15 protein-coding genes are annotated in these 16,659 nt (G+C 71.3%); 7 read left to right on the top strand and 8 right to left on the bottom strand.

What is annotated here, in order from left to right:
* Window position 1: 1 nt before the first annotated feature.
* Window positions 2-2,719 (bottom strand): hypothetical protein, encoded by a 2,718-nt coding sequence (locus IPI43_26495; protein ID MBK7777628.1) that lies wholly within the window; start codon window positions 2,717-2,719, stop codon window positions 2-4.
* Window positions 2,720-3,149: 430 nt separating this feature from the next.
* The gene (locus IPI43_26490) at window positions 3,150-3,416 is read right to left on the bottom strand and encodes a hypothetical protein (GenBank protein MBK7777627.1); all 267 of its coding nucleotides are present in this window, start codon (window positions 3,414-3,416) and stop codon (window positions 3,150-3,152) included.
* A gap of 200 nt (window positions 3,417-3,616) precedes the next feature.
* Between IPI43_26490 and IPI43_26485 the strand changes: the two genes are divergently transcribed.
* Window positions 3,617-3,901, top strand: coding sequence for a hypothetical protein (locus IPI43_26485; protein ID MBK7777626.1), 285 nt, complete (start codon window positions 3,617-3,619; stop codon window positions 3,899-3,901).
* 99 nt (window positions 3,902-4,000) lie between these two features.
* Here the strand turns inward: IPI43_26485 and IPI43_26480 are convergent, their stop codons facing one another.
* Complete coding sequence (locus IPI43_26480; protein MBK7777625.1) at window positions 4,001-5,290, bottom strand: DUF2254 domain-containing protein; 1,290 nt, start codon at window positions 5,288-5,290, stop codon at window positions 4,001-4,003.
* Between the two features lie 124 nt (window positions 5,291-5,414).
* Window positions 5,415-5,822, bottom strand: a complete 408-nt coding sequence (locus tag IPI43_26475; GenBank protein ID MBK7777624.1) for a hypothetical protein — start codon at window positions 5,820-5,822, stop codon at window positions 5,415-5,417.
* 49 nt (window positions 5,823-5,871) lie between these two features.
* On the opposite strand from IPI43_26475, the gene IPI43_26470 reads away from it, so the two are divergent.
* Together IPI43_26470 and IPI43_26465 are read left to right on the top strand one after the other, a co-directional pair.
* The gene (locus IPI43_26470; GenBank protein ID MBK7777623.1) at window positions 5,872-6,294 is read left to right on the top strand and encodes a hypothetical protein; all 423 of its coding nucleotides are present in this window, start codon (window positions 5,872-5,874) and stop codon (window positions 6,292-6,294) included.
* Window positions 6,295-6,420: 126 nt separating this feature from the next.
* A complete protein-coding gene (locus IPI43_26465; GenBank protein MBK7777622.1) occupies window positions 6,421-6,636 on the top strand; it encodes a hypothetical protein in 216 nt (71 codons plus the stop codon).
* An 82-nt stretch (window positions 6,637-6,718) separates the two neighbouring features.
* Here the strand turns inward: IPI43_26465 and IPI43_26460 are convergent, their stop codons facing one another.
* The gene (locus tag IPI43_26460; GenBank protein ID MBK7777621.1) at window positions 6,719-7,828 is read right to left on the bottom strand and encodes a HupE/UreJ family protein; all 1,110 of its coding nucleotides are present in this window, start codon (window positions 7,826-7,828) and stop codon (window positions 6,719-6,721) included.
* 15 nt (window positions 7,829-7,843) lie between these two features.
* On the opposite strand from IPI43_26460, the gene IPI43_26455 reads away from it, so the two are divergent.
* Window positions 7,844-9,307, top strand: a complete 1,464-nt coding sequence (locus IPI43_26455; GenBank protein MBK7777620.1) for an amidophosphoribosyltransferase — start codon at window positions 7,844-7,846, stop codon at window positions 9,305-9,307.
* Window positions 9,308-9,317: 10 nt separating this feature from the next.
* Here IPI43_26455 and IPI43_26450 read toward each other — a convergent pair whose 3' ends face one another.
* Complete coding sequence (locus IPI43_26450; protein MBK7777619.1) at window positions 9,318-9,854, bottom strand: hypothetical protein; 537 nt, start codon at window positions 9,852-9,854, stop codon at window positions 9,318-9,320.
* 212 nt (window positions 9,855-10,066) lie between these two features.
* Here IPI43_26450 and msrB point away from each other — a divergent pair, with 212 nt between their 5' ends.
* Window positions 10,067-10,486: a peptide-methionine (R)-S-oxide reductase MsrB gene (gene msrB, locus IPI43_26445; GenBank protein ID MBK7777618.1), complete on the top strand. Its 420-nt coding sequence runs from the start codon at window positions 10,067-10,069 to the stop codon at window positions 10,484-10,486.
* Window positions 10,487-10,507: 21 nt separating this feature from the next.
* Here msrB and IPI43_26440 read toward each other — a convergent pair whose 3' ends face one another.
* Both IPI43_26440 and IPI43_26435 read right to left on the bottom strand, forming a co-directional pair.
* Window positions 10,508-12,649, bottom strand: coding sequence for a PQQ-dependent sugar dehydrogenase (locus IPI43_26440; protein ID MBK7777617.1), 2,142 nt, complete (start codon window positions 12,647-12,649; stop codon window positions 10,508-10,510).
* Window positions 12,650-12,670: 21 nt separating this feature from the next.
* A complete protein-coding gene (locus tag IPI43_26435) occupies window positions 12,671-13,276 on the bottom strand; it encodes a TetR/AcrR family transcriptional regulator (GenBank protein MBK7777616.1) in 606 nt (201 codons plus the stop codon).
* 120 nt (window positions 13,277-13,396) lie between these two features.
* On the opposite strand from IPI43_26435, the gene IPI43_26430 reads away from it, so the two are divergent.
* Together IPI43_26430 and IPI43_26425 are read left to right on the top strand one after the other, a co-directional pair.
* Window positions 13,397-14,161, top strand: coding sequence for a hypothetical protein (locus tag IPI43_26430; protein ID MBK7777615.1), 765 nt, complete (start codon window positions 13,397-13,399; stop codon window positions 14,159-14,161).
* Between the two features lie 100 nt (window positions 14,162-14,261).
* Window positions 14,262-16,655 carry an MASE1 domain-containing protein gene (locus IPI43_26425; protein ID MBK7777614.1) on the top strand — a complete coding sequence of 798 codons (2,394 nt, stop codon included), beginning with the start codon at window positions 14,262-14,264 and terminating at the stop codon, window positions 16,653-16,655.
* Window positions 16,656-16,659: the final 4 nt, after the last annotated feature.

The raw sequence follows: 16,659 nt of genomic DNA, 5'->3' as shown, positions 1-16,659 counted from the left end.
GTCAGCCGCGCGGCACCCGCGAGAGGATGTGCACGCGCCCTGCCCCACCCTCCACGCGCACCTTGTCACCCGTGCGCAGCAGGCGAGTACCGCTCTTGACGTTCACCACCGAGGGCACGCCGTACTCGCGCAGCACGATGGCCGCGTGCGAGAGCGGCCCGCCCAGGTCCGTGACGACCGCCGAGGCCACCAGGAACAACGGCGACCAGCCCACGTCGGCGCACGCGCTCACCAGGATCTCGCCCGCCTGGAAGTGGGCGGCGTCCGCCGGGGACTCGAGCACGCGCACCGTGCCCGTGACGTCGCCCGCGCAGGCTGACAGCCCCACCAGCGTGTCCGTGTCCGGCGCCTCGATGCTGACGGGCGGGGGGTAGCCCACGAACGTGTCGGGTGGGTCGGGCAGCGCGCGGTCACGCTCCACGCGCCTGCGACGGCGCTGCACGCGCACGGCCAGGCTCTCGCTGCCGTCGCGCAGGAAGGCGTCGATCTCGTCGAGGGTGAGATAGAACGCCGCGTCGGTGCCGGCCGCAGGCTCCACACCCTCGATGCGCCGCGAGGTGTCCAGCGCCACACGCCGAAAGAGCCCCAACACCGCCGTGACGTGGCTGCGCAGGCGCTCCCGAAGCCGCATGAAGCGCTGCACCAGGGCCAGCAAGTGCCGCACCGCCGTGCGCGCGGGCAAGGGCAAGCGCTCCGACACGAGCGCGAGCGCCGTCTCACGCGCCACGCGCTGGCGCTCGGCCATCTGCACGGGGCTCTGATGGCGGGGCGCTCCGCTCGCCGCCTGGCGAAGGTGGATCTGCAGCGTGGCGAACAGCAGCGTGGGGTCCTCGGCCCAGCGCGCCACGGCCACCTCGGCCTCGCGCGTGCCACGGTGCCCATAAGCTTCGAGGAAGCGCTGCAGGCTGCGCCGCGTGGGGCCATCGGGCAGCGAGGCCACGCGCAGCTCTCCGGCAGGCTGGCCCAGGATGACGTCGCGCACGGCGGGCTCGCGCGCGATGCTCTCGGCGATGTGATAGAGGGTCACGCCGGGCGCCGCGCTGTCCACGTCGGCCAGGCCCCCCAAGAGGTCACGCTGCACCGTGTCGGCCTGCTCGCTGACCACCAGCGCCAGAACGCCCTGCAGCAGCACCACGCTGGCCAGCAGGTTGCCGTAGACCGTGAGCATGACGGCGCCGGCCTCGTCCAGGAGGTGCTCCACGTCGCGCAGCAGCGCGGCCATGGAGGCGGGCGAGAGCAGCGCCGGGTCCACGCTCTCGATGCGCCGCCGCTCCGACTCGTAGAAGCTCTCGAACGCGCGCACGCGCTCTGTGATGTTGTAGTTCTCGCGGGCATAGCGCGCCGCGGTCACTGGCAGGCGCGCGAAGAAGGCGGCCCGCGAGCGGGGCACGATGTCCGTCTCGAGGCGGTCGCCCATGCCGCCACCGCCCAGCGCCAGCAGCGTCTTGGGACGCAGACCCGGCACCTGCGAGAGGATGCTCATGAACTCGGTGAGGTTCAGATAGATGCGGCCGCGAAACTCGCCCACCAGCTCGGCGTCGCGCGGGACGCTGCAGCCCAGGGACCCGAACGCGCGCCGGAAGCCCAGCTCGCTGAAGCTGCTGAGGATGCTCCAGGTGAGCGGCGTGGCCACGCCCGGCAGGGCCTCGCCCACGTTCACGTTGGACCACACGATGCGGGCGCGGTCGATGCGCGCGACGTCACCGCGCTTGCGCCAGCTCTCGATGTCCACCGGGGTGGTGATGGGCCGGGCCTGCAGCATGAAGAGCTGCGCGCCGGCGAAGGCCCACTCGATGTCCTGCGGCTGCCCGAAGCTCTCCTCCACGCGCAGCGAGAGCGTGGTGAGCGTGTCCACCTGCGCCGCATCGAGGCACAGCTCGGAGCGGAGCGCGACGGGCACCTCTTCTTCGACGGTGCGGGCGGCCAGGTCATCCTCGGTGCCAGGCTCTCCCTGCATTGGTTCGCCCTCGGCCACTGGCCTGAGCACCACTCGCGTGAGCTTGTCGCCGATGACGCGGTCGCGCGGCCCGCGCGTGGCCTTGTCGATGCGGATGGTGTCGGGCGACACGCGCCCGTCCGCCACGGAGGTGCCGAGCCCGTAGGCCGCGGTGATTACGATCTCGCCGCCGTCTCCCGTGAGCGGGTTGGCGGTGAAGGCCACGCCCGCCACGTCGGCGTTCACCATCGCTTGCACCACCACGCCCATGCCCGCTTCGCTGGCGCCGTGACGCCGCAAATAGGTGAGCGCGCGCTCGGTGAAGAGGCTGGCCCAGCAGTCCCGCACCGCCGCGAAGACCTCGGCGTCGGTCTGCCGGTGCAGGTGCGTCTGGTGCAAGCCCGCCGCCGACGCATCGGCGCCGTCTTCGCGGGTGGACGACGAGCGCACCGCGAAGCTCACGTTGCCCTCACGGCGCAGGGCGTCGAGGGCCTCCCGCAGCTCCCGCTCGAGCGCGGCGCCGAGGTCGATGGCCCGCACGCGCGCGCGGATGGACGCAAGCCTCGCCTCCGGGACCACCTCGCGTGCCAGCAGCGCTGCCGGGCGATCTTCCACGCCGAGCCGCTCCGCGAACAGCGCCTCGGCCACGGCGGCAGGGATGGCGAAGGCGGCCGGCACTGGAAAGCCCGCGCGCGCCAGCTTGGCCAGGTGGCAGGCCTTGCCGCCGTAGTCGGCGGCCCGCTTGGGGACCAGGGTCTCGATGCGTCGGATGGCGGGCGGCATGGGACAGTCGGTGAAAGTGGTGCGCGGGAATGCGCGGCGAGTCAACAGCCGGGTGCCCGCTCACCGGGCCCTCGCGACGGTAGGTACGCCTGCGACGACCTGCTACCTTCCCGTCCGTGAGCGTCTCCCAGATTCCACGCTGCCCCACCCACGGCACGGTGCTCAACCCCAAAGGCGAGTGCACTCTCTGCACACGACGCAGCGTGGTCCCCGCGCCGAGCGGCCCGCCCGTCTGGCTCAAGGCGCTGGGCGCCGCCACGGCGGTGGTGGCCCTCATCGGCGTGGTCTCACTGGTCTACAGCTACTTCTTCCGCGAGTCGCCGGACGCCGCCACCGGGGGCATCGGCCCGGAGGTGCCTTCGGATGGGCGCTATCGCTTGTACGCGGCGCTGCCCCAACAGCTGGGCCGCCGCGCCCACATCGAAGCCACCTACACGCGGCGCGTGACGTCGGTGCAGCGGGCTGGCGGGCGCGCCATGGGCGCCACCCCGAGCGCGGCGTACTTCCGCCTGGACGCCATCCAGCAGATCGCCGCGGTGGACCCCACCGACGGCATCACCACCTTCGAGTACCAAGTCAGCTCGCTGCGCATCGGGACCACCTCGGGCGACGCGCGTGACGTGCTGCAGAACGTGCTGGTGCGCGTGCAGCCGCGCCCCTCGGGCGAGGCCATCATCACCGTGGCGGGCGAGCGCATCGAGCCGGCCGTGGGCGGCACCTACGAGGCCTTCCGCACCATGACCCCCGTCTACCTCGCCATGAACGAGGACGAGCGCTACGACGTGACCACGCGCCGCGCCGTCGGAGAGACCTGGTTGCTCACGCTCGACAACGCCGCGCTGCGTCGCTCCCTGGGCCTGCACCTGCACATGGACAGCGCTTCCCGTCGCCGGCCGCGTGCGGCTGCGCGAGCTCGCCATGGGCCTCGGCGAGCTCGAGGTGAACATGGACGTCACCGGCGCCCGGCCGCGCCACATCGGCATGGACGGCGAGGTGGAGACCTACACGCTCTCCACGCGCGAGCAGATCTCGGTCCCCGTGGCCCCGGAGGGGCGGCGCAGCTTCGACAGCACCACCACGTCCAGCCTGCGGGTGCGGGTGCCCGGCGACGACGGGCTGTCGCGCCTGTTCGACTTCGAGATCATCGAGCTGCGCCACCAGACGAACACGCCGCTCGACTGATGCGGTGCGCTCAGGCGCGCGACTCCGAAAAGATGGTCGCCACCATGGCGGTACTGGATCACCCCCTGTCGGCGATCGCAACGGATCTGGGGCGTGGCGCTACGCGACCGCGCGGCCGAGGGCGCGCTCCACGCGGGCGGCACGGCGGCTCAACTCGGAGACGTCTTCGTCGGGAAAGGCGGCCCGGGCAGCCCTCACGACGGCGCAGGCATGCTTGTGCAGCCGCGCCCGTCCGGCGGGGTGCTCGATGCCCTCGGCGACGTCGCCGATCGCGCGCAGGAGCCGCAGGCAGATCGCCATGTCGTTCTTGCCATATTGGCGCATCTGATCGAACGCGAGGTCGACGAGGTCGCTGTACAGCGGACCGGGCACGACGGCCTCGCCGCTGCCCGACGGAAACCGTGACGACGGTGCTGCCCGGTTGCCCGCGCGGATCAGGAGCCGCGAGAGGTGGTCGATACACAGGCACCCGGTGCTCGGGTCGTTCACCGCTGGAGAGATCGCCTTCAGGCCGATGTCGACGATCTGGCGGAGGCCCCACTCGGCGTCCTCTTGCGCGGTGCGGATGGGGCCGAGATCGACGGCGGCCCGCAGCGCCTCCTCGACGGCGGGAGTGCAAGCAGCCGCCGGGGCGACGGCCCACAACGAAGCTCCTTCCGGCACGAACGAGCCCATCGGGCGGAGCAGGTGCACCTGGAGCCCGGCGGCGGCCACGCCCCGCACGGACGGGATCGACACGAGCTGCACGTACCCGGAGACGGTCGCGCGGACGATCCTGGCGTTCTCAGGCGGCTCCGGGCGTTCGGCGTCGCACGGCGCGGCGTCGCCGCGGGGAGGGAAGACGTCGTCGACGACGTGCTCGGACTCCCGCGCGATGCGATCCACGATGTGGTTCGCCTGCAAGTTGCGGATCACCCGGGCGATGAAGAGCACGAGCGCGGCCAGGGACACCACGACGAGGCCGACCGCGATCGTGACCGTCAGCGGCGGAACCCACGGAGGGTCGAGGTGGATCGACCGCAACGCGACGAGCTGCCACGCGAACGTGCCGAGGAAGATGCCGAGCACCCCTTGGCTCACGCGGTCGCGGATCATGCCGGCGAGGATGCGCGTGGAGAACTGGGTCGAGGCCAGCGACAGCGCGACCAGGAGCACCGAGTAGACCACCGAGATCACCGTCATCATCGAGCCGGCGAGCGTGGCGATGGTGGTCTGCGTGGCGCCCGGCTCGAGCGTCAACAGCGGCAGGTCGAGCGCGTGGGGCTGCTCGACGGCTTGCAGGGCGAGCGCCGTGAGGCCGAGAGCGCCGGTGAGAAGCGCCGGAATCACGAGCATGCTGGCGCCGACGTCGTAGGCGAGCTGGAGGAAACGGAAGCGGTATCGTTCCATCCGCAGAGCCTATCGCAGGACATCAAGGAACGAATCGTTCGCAGCGTGATGGATGATGGCTCGAGCGAGGCGGAGACGGCGGGTGTCCTGCGCGTAGGTCGGGCTTCGGAGGTTTCTCGGCCACCTATCGACGGATCAACGGGTCCATCCACGACGTCGGAACCACACCAAGACGCCCGCCTTCCAGCAAGCTGGCCTCGAAGTCGTGGACCTCGAGCTCGGCCTGCTCGAGGGGCTCGTGCAGGGTCTCCACGCCCCCGAGGAGGATCTCGAGCATCAGCACCTGCAGGTATACGAGATCTTCTGCGCGAGCTCGGGCCTTGATCGCGTCCAAGAATGGCAGACGTGGACGATGGATGGTCACGAGGAATCGGTCCCCGAGAAAGACGCTGAGCTTGCGCGCCATCTCGAGGAAGGCGTCAGCATCAGGTCGCGACTCCTCGTCGATCCACAGCGGCGCGCTGGCACCACGGGACGGGAGGATGGTCTCGATCGTGTCGCGGTCCGTAGTCTCGCGCGTCGCCCGCCGCACGGTGCGGGGCGCCTTGCCGACGTCCGCTCGCGTGGAGTAGGTTGCGAGTGTGATCCGGGCCGTTCTCGTTGGCATGCTGGGCTGGGCTGCGCTGGGCGCCTTCGGGTTGCCCAGCGGGGTCGCCTCGCACGCGTTCGCCCCGGACACCCAGCGCGCAGGCCTCGTCTCCGCCCCGGATGCCCCCGACGACACCTACGTGGTGGAAGGCAGGCCGCTCGCGTGGGGCGCCGCGGCCGAGCGCAGCGCGCCCAGCGTGGAGCGCCGGGCGGGCCGCTGTGTGGCGCTGGTGGGCAGCTGGGCACATGTCGCGGGCCGGGTCGCCCCGGTGGGCTGCCCGCACGACACCCGCAGCGCGTCGCGCATGAGCCGCAGCGCGGAGCGGACGGTGGACGTTCGCCGCGAGATCTTCCGCACACTGCCAGGCCGGCGGGCGGGCGGCGTCGAGGCTGCGTCAGCGCCCCAGCCCTGCTGACCCGAGGCTCTCGAGCCCGGCTTGCCGCGAGCCGCTGATCGCGAGCGCGCGCCCGTGGTGGGCTGCGCGCAGCACTGATGTTCCGTCTTCGCGCGCAGCCGTCGCGCTGCGCTGCACGAGGTTGTCATGTCCAAGTCCAATGCCTCCGCGTCCCGTCCGTCCACCGAGGCCGCTCCCAGCCCAGAGCCCGCCCCGAGCGATGCGCTTCCACAGCGGCCGGTCGACCCGTATGCGGCCCCGCTCCCGGACGCCAACTCGGGGAACCAGATGAGCCCGGCCGTGCCGCTGATCGGCATCCTGGTGTTCACCGTCGCGGTCATCGTCTGGGGAGCCCTGAACTAGCTCGGGCGCCCGAACACGTGCGCCTGCTCGGCCGTAGCAGCAGGCGCGCGCCGTTCTCTCCCACGTGGACCCACGTGCAGCGTCAACCGCCGAGCACGCGCTCGACCACCCAGAAGCTGGCCATCGCGGCTATCGCGAGCGACCCACCCCGCACCAGCCAGCGCTCGTAGGCCACCGGCTGCTTGGCCGCGGCCAACAGGGGCCCGATGGCCAGCGCCACGAAGGCCAGCTGAGCCAGCTCGATGCCCACGTTGAACGAGACGAGCGCCAGCACGGTGTCCTCGGCGGGCAGGCCCAGCTCGCGCAGCACGGAGCTGAAGCCGAAGCCGTGGATGAGCCCGAAAACGCCAGCCACATAGGGCAGCACGCGCCGACCGCGCGGCACGAAGCACGTGTGCAGCGCCACGGCCACGATGGACGCGGCGATGGCGATCTCCACCGGTTGCGAGGGCAGCACCACGATCTCGAGCGCGGCCAGCGCCAGGGTCACGCTGTGGCCCAGCGTGAACGCCGTGACCAACCAGGCGAGGTCGCGCAGAACGTTGCGGAACGGCGGCCGCGCGCCCACGCCCAGCCCCACGCCGAGCAGCAGCGACAGCAGGAACAGCACGTGGTCGTAGCCCAGGGCGAAGTGCAGCATGCCCTCCCACACGAACGTGAGCGCCAGGTCGCTGGGCGTGCGTGGCGGCCCTCCGAGCGCCAGCTCGCGCTGCCCGGTGCGCAGCACGGCGGCCCCCTCGGCGCGGCCCTCCAGGTACACCAACGCCTCGTGCTGGCGATCGTCCGGGAAGACCGTGTCGTCGCGCAGCGTGAGCGGCTCTCCCGCGGCGCCCTCGCACTCGAAGCGCAGCTGCACCCGGATGAAGGAGCGGGCGTCGCGCAGCTCCTCTTGCGGGGCCTCGGCGCGGCCCACGCAGGGCGCTGCCCCCCGCACGGTGATGCCGGCCACGAGCCAGGCCTGCAGGTCGCTCGCGCGGGCCAGCACGGCTGCGGCCGGAGCCTCCTCGCCGAGGCCCAGCTGCATGGCGGCGTCCACCGTCTCGAGGGACACACGCACAGCTACGGAGCGCCCATCGGCAGCGGGCTCCACATGTAGGTATTTGGTGCTGCCCAAATGAGCGCGCGCGGGCGAGGCGAAGATCCCCAGCAGAATCAAGGCAGCGGGCGCAAAGGCGAGGGGCCGGCGAGACACGCTTCCGGGCATACCATGGACTTGAGGCCCCAGCGGCGTTATGAAGCGCGCGTGGCGCACGAAGACGACGACGATCATTTCCATGACCAATGTGGCGTTTTCGGCGTTTTCGGCGCGGAAGAGGCGGCGAACCTGACCTACCTGGGTCTGCACTCGCTGCAGCACCGCGGGCAAGAGGCGGCGGGCATCGTCACCAGCAACGGGGCGCAGCTCTTCGCGCACCGCGGCATGGGCCTAGTGCAGGACGTCTTCACCAACCCGGTCATCGAGCGGCTGCCCGGCAACCGCGGCATCGGCCATGTGCGCTACAGCACGGCCGGCGGCAGCCACATCAAGAACGCGCAGCCCATCGCGGTGGACTGCGCGCACGGCTCCATCGCCGTGGCCCACAACGGCAACCTCACCAACGGGCTCGAGCTGCGCGCCGAGCTCGAGGCCGAGGGCAGCATCTTCTCGTCCGACAGCGACACCGAGGTGCTGGTGCACCTCATCGCCCGCTCGCGCGCGGCCGAGACCGAAGACCGCGTGGCCGAGGCCCTGCAGCGCGTGCAGGGCGCCTACTCGCTGGTGTTCCTCTCGCCCGAAGAGCTGGTGGCCGTGCGTGACCCCAACGGCTTCCGCCCGCTGTGCCTCGGCCAGCTGGGTGACGCCGTGGTCGTGGCCTCGGAGCCGCCCGCCTTTCAGCTCATCGGCGCCACCTACGTGCGCGACATCGAGCCCGGCGAGATGATCGTGGTGGACAAGTTCGGCCTGCGCACGCTGCGCCCCTTCAAGGGCAAGCCGCGCGAGCACCGCATGTGCGTGTTCGAGTACGTGTACTTCGCGCGCCCGGACGCCGAGCTCAACGGCGTGAGCGTGTACGCGGCGCGCAAGCGCATGGGTCACGCGCTGGCCAAGGACCAGCCTGCTGACGTGGACGTGGTGGTGCCCGTGCCCGATAGCGGTGTCGCCGCAGCGCTCGGGTACGCAGAGGCCATCGGCAAGCCCTTCGAGCTGGGCCTCATTCGCAGCCACTACGTGGGCCGCACCTTCATCGAGCCGCAGCAGTCCATCCGCCACTTCGGCGTGCGCCTCAAGCTGCACCCAGTCAGCGAGATCCTGAAGGGCAAGCGCGTGGCCGTCATCGACGACAGCATCGTGCGCGGCACCACCTCTCGGAAGATCGTGCGCATGATCCGCGACGCGGGCGCGGCCGAGGTGCACCTGCGCATCAGCTCGCCCCCCACGGCGTGGCCGTGCTTCTACGGCATCGACACGCCCACGCGCGGCGAGCTCATCGCCAGCAAGCACAGCCCACAGGACATCGCGGGCTTCGTGGGCGCGGACTCGGTGGGCTACCTGAGCGTCACCGGCCTGCACCGCGCCGTCAGCGGCGACCCTTCCGGCAAGGGATACTGCGACGCGTGCTTCACGGGCAACTACCCGATCAGCATCCCATCGCCGAGCGCGCGCCGGCAGCTGCCGCTGGTCACCGCCTGAGCCAGCTCGGCTAGCTGAACAGCGCCGTTCGTGCTGGCTTCACGAAGCACACCACGTACGTGACGTTCGTGCCCGGGCTGACCCGCATGTCGGCCGTGACGCGCCCCCGGCCGCCCGCAGGAATCTGGAGCACCACCACGCTGCGCGTGGACTCGCGCCCCATCTTCTTGAACGCATAGGACATGCCCGTGCTGGGCTGGAACGCCCAGTCTGCCGGCTGCTGGGCATGCAGGGTGAGCCCCCGCGCATAGCGCACCGCCATGACGCTGCCCACGTCACCGGGACCTGCGCGCTCGACCTGCAGCAAGGCCGTCAGGCCCTCCTGCTGGCCGCGGGACTTCTCGGTGGTGAAGCGCAACATGAGGTCGAGCGCGCCGCCCTCCGGAAACTCGAACGTGCAGGGGGTGCCCGGGGTCAGCGTGTCGCTGCCGAGCGCGCCCGCCTCGAGGTAGTGCGCCGTGAAGCGCCGCAGCAGGAAGGCCGCCGTACCACCGACCACCACGATGGACAGGCAGAGCACGGAGAGGCCGAGGTCTATGGGGTCCACGCGACAAGGCTATCGCTTCACGAGACAACGTGCAGCAGGCGGCTAACGAACGGCGCCGCGGGGCGTAGGCTGTGGTCATGGACAGACGAAGCTTCCTGCTGACCGGCCTGGTGCTCCCCTTCGGTGTGGCCTGCGGGCGTGACGGCGCGTCGGCCGCGCCCGCTCCCACGGTGGGCGGTGAGTGGCCCGGCCCCAGGTCGCCGGTCTCGCGGATGACGGCCACGGCCCCGCCGGTGGGCGAGCGCCTCGAGCTGTCGGACACCGAGTGGCAGACGCGCCTGACCCGCGAGCAGTTCGAGGTGCTGCGGCGGCAGGGGACGGAGCGCCCGTTCACGCACCCGCTCAACACGGAGCACCGCGTGGGCGTCTTCGGCTGCGCCGGCTGCGGCGCGCCGCTGTTCGCGTCCACCGACAAGTTCGACTCCGGCACCGGCTGGCCCTCGTTCGCGCGCCCCATCGCCGACGGACGCATCGCCGAGCACCGCGACGTGTCCTTCGGCACCGTGCGAACCGAGGTGCACTGCGCGCGCTGCGATGGGCACATGGGCCACGTGTTCCCGGACGGGCCCGCTCCGACCGGCCTGCGCTACTGCATCAATGGGGTGTCCCTGGAGTTCGTGCCCCAGCCGTGAAACCCGACTGATTCAAGGAGATCACGGACAGGCGCTGATGGACTCGATCCACTCGGCCATGAGCGCCGTCGCTTCGCCGTGCACCACGTCCGTGCCGAGCGGCGGCATGCGGAAGATGCCCAGCGTGTTCATGCGCAGATACAAGATGGAGTGGCTGGGCTCGCCGGGAACGATGATCCGCTGCTCGTCCCACACGCCCACGTCCCAGATGCGGCCCTCGTTGGGCTCGGTGTTGCACAGGCGCGTGGCCGCGAAGGGCGTCTCGGCGCGCAGGTCGATGTCACCGCGCCCCGGCCCACCCGGGCGATGACAGCCCGCGCAATTGGCGTGCAGGTAGCTGCGCGCGCGGTCGGCCGGCGCCGCCGTGCCGAAGGGCGCCACCAGAGGCGCGCGCGCCGTGCCACGCAGCTCGGCCACCGTGCCGATGCGCTGGTCGAAGTAGCCGAGGTCCAGCAGCGCGCCGAGCGCGGCGTCACTCAACTGCGCGGCTTCGAGGCCGAGAGTGATGCCAGCCGCGTCCGAGTGGCACTCGAAGCAGTCGCTGCGGCTCGGGTACTGCCACCGCACGCCGCTCGGCAGCTGCTCGGCCACGGCGGTGGGCAGCAGCTCGGCGTCGGTCTGCGCGTCGTTCCAGCGGTAGGAGTAGCCCGTCCAGCCGTCCGCAGTGCGCATCATGAGGCGTGTCTCGTGAAGACGGTCATCGAAGCCGAAGTGCTTCAGCAGCACGCTGCCCACCGGCAGCAGGAAATCTCCGTCGGCGTCCACCGCGATGGCGGTTCCGTCGGGGATGGCGAACGCGCGCAGCTTGTCGGCGCCCTCGGACCAGAGCTCCGCCGTGGGCGTGAAGCGCGCCATGCCCGTCACGGGTTCGCGCGGGTCGGCGGGGTCCACACAGCCCGTCGCCGACAGCAGCATGGGGAAGCTCGACGGCTCGGGCACGTTGGGCACCAAGCGGTAGAGCCCCCCATCGCCGCCGCTCGAGTCGTAGCGCGTGAAGTACGGCCGGTGCTGGTCATCCACGGCGATGGAGGAGATGGGGAAGCGCCCTTCCACCTCGAGGCGCGCCTCGCCGGTGTCGTCCGCAGACCACACGTTGCCGCTCACGTAGTCCGCAAAGACGATGCTGCCCTCGAGGCCGGGGACATCCGTGCGGCGGTAGCGATAGCCCGCCACCACGGCGCGCGCCTCCGCGTGCGTGAGCTCCACCAGCGGGTCGGTGAAGTCGGGGTCCACGCAGGGGTCCGTGCGGAAGCAGAGCGTGCCCTCGCGCGCAGGCCAGCCGTAGTTGCCGCCCGCCACGATGCGGTCGATCTCCTCGCGGCGATCCTGCCCCACGTCACCGAGCAGGATCTCTCCGTCCACGGGGTCGATGGTGAAGCGCCACGGGTTGCGCAGCCCCAGCGCGAAGATCTCGCCCTCGCCTTCCCCCACGAACGGGTTGTCGGAGGGGATGCGGTAGCGCTCACTGAGCTGCGCCGCAGACACGTCGAGGCGCAGCACCTTGCCCGGCAGCGTGTTCGGGTTCTGCGCGTGGGTGTCCGTCCGGCGCTGATCGCCGAGCGACACATAGAGCATGTCGTCGGGACCGAAAGCCACGTGGTTCACGCTGTGAGTCACGTCCGCCTGCGGGACCTCGAGGATGATCAGCTCGCTCGCGTCATCGAACACGCTGCCGGTCCAGTGGAAGCGCGCCACGCGCGCCACATAGCGCCCCGTGCCGGCGGGCGGCGCCGTGTACACGAAGTAGGCGAAGCCGTTGGTGGCGAAGCTGGGGTCGAGCGCCATGCTCACCAGGCCATTCTCGCTGGACGAGAGGTCGAGCTGGCTCGCGATGTCGAGCACCACCGTGCCCGCGGCGTCATCGGCTGCCGTGAACGACATCACGCGCCCCGACTGACGCGTGACGAAACCCGGGTGATCCGCGCCGGGCAGGATGACGTGGGTCAGCTTCTGTGCCGCGTTGCCCGAGAGGGACGTGGCGTACACGCGCTCGAGACGCACCCGCCCCGCATCCGGCGGTGGCGGCAGCGCGAGGCACGTCTCGTTGCGAGGCCGCCCCGCGTCCGGCGGTGGCAGGACGGGGCCGTCCGAGCCGCAGCCCCAGACGACCACGGGGCACAGAGCCAGAGCCAGAGCCACACAGGGCAAGTGCGGAGCGCGCATCGCGTACAAGGTAGCCGACCTCTAGCGAAGTGTCTGATTCAGCAGCCGCGCGAACCACGCGATGAACTCGTTGGTCGCCGCGGGCCCTTCGCCCAGTCCCGCGTTGGGGAGCACGTCGTCGCCGATGATCTCGAGCGCGAAGATGGCCAGAAACGCGAGCACCAACGCGTGGCGGGTCTCCCGCTCGTCACCCGCTGCGGCCTTGCCCACCCGTCGCACACGCGCCGCGTGCGCGGCCTTCACGAAGGGCTCCCAGGGTGGCTTGGGGGTTCCACGGAGCCGCCCCGTGAGCGCCAGCCACGCGGTGGCCCGACTGCGCCCCACGTCGCGAAACGCTTCGAGGCTCTCGCGCACAAAGCCTTCGAGGCCGGCCTCGCTGCCGGCGCGCTGCATGGCCTCGAGCGTGCGGACCGCCGTCCGCTGCATGAGGTGCGCCGTGGCGTCCTGCACCAGCTGCTCGCGCGAGCCCACATGGTGCAGGAGCGTGGGGTGGCTCATCCCCACGTCCGCGGCGACGTCGGCGATGCGCAGTGCGTCGGGACCATCGTCCAAGAGGCGCTTCGCCGCAGCGCTCAGGATCTCGTCGCGCGCCTCTTCCTTCGTCCTGCGGCGTCTCGTCGTCGTCATGGCTTGACCTTTGGCGCGCCTGTCGCTATCTACAGCATTGTAGACAATGGCCGCGGCGTCCATGCCGCGCTCCGCAGGAGGTATCGCATGCACGCCCAGACATCCCAAGCTCGCCCGCCCATGCCTGCTCCCGTGGCCGCACCTCGGCCGCCACGAGCCGAGCCCAACGCGCTGCCCTCGGGCCGCTTCGAGTTCGGGCGCGCGGCGAAGGCCATTCGGGCGCTGCTGGCGGATCCCAACGCCACCGATCAGGTGTTCATCATCCTCGAGGCGCTGGGCGGTCGCATCCTGGAGCGTGCCGCGCGCGACATGCGCAAGGACCCCGTTGGGCGGCGCTTGCTGGCGAGTCCGCCGGACCTCGTGGGGCGGCTGCTGAACCGCGACGCGCTGCGCACGTTCGGAGCCAACACCCTCGCGCACCGCTACCTGCGCTTCGTCGAGGCCGAGGGCATCACCGCCGATGGGCTCATGGCGGCGGACGTCCGCAAGCGGCTCAGCGGCTCCGACGAGGCCTTCGTGCAGGGCTGGCTGCGCGACACGCACGACCTCAAGCACGCGCTCACGGGCTACCACGGCGATCTCATCGGTGAGGCGGCGCTGCTGGCCTTCGATCTCGCGCAGCACCCCTCCCCCGGACTCGCGCTGATCGTGCTGGCAGGCTACGCGCGCTTCGGCACCATCACCGCCACGCTCGAGCCCAACGCGCGTCGCATCGTCCGCGAGGGCTTCCTGCGGGGGCTGCGCGCGCACACCCTGATTCACGTAGACTACACCGAGGCCCTCGGGCGCGACCTGGACGAGCTGCGTGCCGAGCTGCGTTTGGGCCCCGAGCCCCGCTACCGCCCCGTGCGTGCGCACGAGGTACGGCTGGCCCCGCCGCCCTGAGCGGTGGCAGGCCTCCCTGTTCCGAGGCACACTCCGCCCGAGCCGAAGATCCCCCCTTCGTGTTCCTTGCCTCCTGCGGGAAAGCAGAGCGAATCGGCCCGTGACCCTGTACCTCGATAGACACCCGTTGGCGCGCGCCTCGCTGGTGGTGATCGGCTACGTGGCGGGTGGCCTCGGGGGGCTGCAGCTGGCTTCCATCGCAGGGGCCGTGTCGCTCATCTGGCCGCCCACGGGCATCGCGCTCGCCGCCTTGGTGCTGGGTGGGCGTCGCATGGCCGCGCCCGTGTGGGTGGGCGCGCTGATCGTGAATCTGTTGATCGGCGGCAGTCCCCTGACGGCCGCGCTGATCGCCTGCGGCAACACCCTCGAGGCCTTGGTGGCCGCAGAGCTGCTGGCCCGCGCCGGCTTCCGCGGCAGCTTCGAGTCGCGTCGCGAGGTGCGTGACTTCGCCCTCATCGCAGGCCTCTTGGCGCCGCTCTGCGCGGCCCTGGGCGGGGCCACCTCGCTGCTGGTGACGGGCACCATCGAGGCGAAGGGCTGGCTGCCCACCGCCGCGCTGTGGTGGGCGGGCGACGCCACGGGCGCGCTGGTGGTCGGCCCGCTGGTGCTGACCTGGCTGCGCCCCGCGCGCTCCGTTCCGCTGCGCCGCTGGGTGGGCACACTGCTGGTGACCATCGCAGCCTCTTCGTTGGCGTTCGCGGCGCCGCGCATGGGTGTGGAGCTGCGCAGCGCCCTGTTGGTGGTGCCCATCAGCTCCGTGGTGTGGGCCGCCCTCCGGCTCGGGCCACGTGGCGCTGCCACGGCGTGCGCGCTGCTGTGCCTGGTGGCCGTGGTCGGGACCGCGCTGACCGGCGGCCCGCTGGCTGGCCTCGAGGGCTCGCTCGCGCCGGTGCCGCTCTGGCTCTTCATCACGGCCGCCGCCATGCTGTCCCTGCTGCTGACGGCGCTCAACGCCGAGCGGGGCAGCGCCGAGGTGGCCACGCGCGTCAGCAACGAGCGCTTCGCGAACGCGTTCGAGCACGCCCCCATCGGCATGGCGATGGTCACGGACGACGGCCTGGTGCTGGACGCCAATCCGCGGATCGCGCGCATGCTGATCTCGGACCCCGAGCGCCTGCGTGGGCAGCCCATCTCCACCTGGCTGGCCGAGCCGCTCGAGGGCGTGGTGCGGGCCGCGCTGGCCGTGCGCGCGGAGGACCCGCCCAGCCTGGTGCAGGTCACGGACGAAGCGGGCGAGCGCCGCGAGTGGAACGTGCGTGTCAGCCGCATCCCCCTGTCCGAGCGGAAGCGAGCGTTCCTGCTGCAGGCCGAAGACGTCACCGAGTCACGCGTGAACGCCGCAGCGCTCGAGGTGCTCAACGACCAGCTGGTACACGCGCAGCGCATGGACAGCGTGGGCAACCTGGCCGGCGGCATCGCGCACGACTTCAACAACTTGCTGCAGGCCATCGGCGCCAACCTGGAGCTGGCGCAGCACCCCAGCTGCAGCCAAGCGACCCGCGCGAAGGTGCTGGACAACGCCAGTGACGCGGTGCGACGCGCGGCCGCGCTGACCAGTCGCCTGCTGGCGTTCAGCCACCGCTCGCCCGTGCAGCGGGTCCCCGTGGACCTGAACCAGACGCTGCAGCGCGCTCGCGAGATGCTGGTGCGCCTGCTGCCCGAGAACGTCTCGCTCGATGTCTCGGTGGGAACACAGCCCGCGATGGCGCTCGTGGACGAGACCCAGCTGGACCAAGTGCTCATGAACCTCTGCGTGAACGCGCGCGATGCCATGCCGCAAGGTGGCCGCATCGACCTGCGCATCGAGGTGGACGACCAGTGGATCGTCCTCTCCAGCACCGACCAGGGCACCGGCGTGCCGCCCGAGCTGCGCCAGCGCATCTTCGAGCCGTTCTTCACCACCAAGGCGCGCGGCCAGGGGACGGGCTTCGGCCTGTCCGTGGTGTTCGGCATCGTTCGCGCACACGACGGCGAGATCCACGTGGAGGACGGGCCCGAGGGGGGAGCCCGCTTCGTGGTGCGGCTGCCGCGCACGGCCGAGCGCCCGGTCGCGATGGCGCGCGTGGACAGCACGGACTCGGCGGCGCCGCTCACCGTGCTGCTGGCCGAGGACGACCCCGCGGTGCGACAGGTGCTCACCGAGATGCTGCGCGCAGACGGTCACGAGGTGCTCGCCGCCGTGGATGGCGCGCAGGCCCTCGAGCGCTACCAGGCCGACGGCGAGCGTGTGGACTTGCTGCTGTTCGACGTGCGCATGCCCCGCATGACGGGCCCCGCCGCCATGCGGCAGATCTTGGGTCAGCGCCGTGGCCTGCCCGCCATCTTGATGAGCGGATACTCGGGGGATGCGCTCACCGGCAACGACACCGATCTGGCCGACGTGGAGCTCTTGGCAAAGCCCTTCGAGCAGGCCGACCTGACGCAGGCGCTGCATCGGGCCACGCGGGCGAAGGCCAACAGCCTGGTAGGAACGCGCTCCTCGCCCGCGGCGTGAAGTG

Source organism: Sandaracinaceae bacterium, from assembly GCA_016706685.1.
GTDB lineage: Bacteria > Myxococcota_A > Polyangia > Polyangiales > Houyiibacteriaceae > JADJJE01.
Note: the sequence above shows the minus strand (reverse complement) of the source record. Positions and strands in the feature narration are given on the sequence as shown.

Bases quoted from the DNA above. Each gene is read 5' to 3' on its own strand.
- IPI43_26490 (MBK7777627.1), bottom strand. From the start codon at position 3,416: ATGCGCTCGCCCGCCACGGTGATGATGGCCTCGCCCGAGGGGCGCGGC.
- msrB (MBK7777618.1), top strand. From the start codon at position 10,067: ATGACGGCCACGGCCCCGCCGGTGGGCGAGCGCCTCGAGCTGTCGGAC.
- IPI43_26430 (MBK7777615.1), top strand. From the start codon at position 13,397: ATGCCTGCTCCCGTGGCCGCACCTCGGCCGCCACGAGCCGAGCCCAAC.
- IPI43_26440 (MBK7777617.1), bottom strand. From the start codon at position 12,649: ATGCGCGCTCCGCACTTGCCCTGTGTGGCTCTGGCTCTGGCTCTGTGC.
- IPI43_26495 (MBK7777628.1), bottom strand. From the start codon at position 2,719: ATGCCGCCCGCCATCCGACGCATCGAGACCCTGGTCCCCAAGCGGGCC.
- IPI43_26465 (MBK7777622.1), top strand. From the start codon at position 6,421: ATGTCCAAGTCCAATGCCTCCGCGTCCCGTCCGTCCACCGAGGCCGCT.
- IPI43_26455 (MBK7777620.1), top strand. From the start codon at position 7,844: ATGGACTTGAGGCCCCAGCGGCGTTATGAAGCGCGCGTGGCGCACGAA.
- IPI43_26480 (MBK7777625.1), bottom strand. From the start codon at position 5,290: ATGGAACGATACCGCTTCCGTTTCCTCCAGCTCGCCTACGACGTCGGC.
- IPI43_26435 (MBK7777616.1), bottom strand. From the start codon at position 13,276: ATGACGACGACGAGACGCCGCAGGACGAAGGAAGAGGCGCGCGACGAG.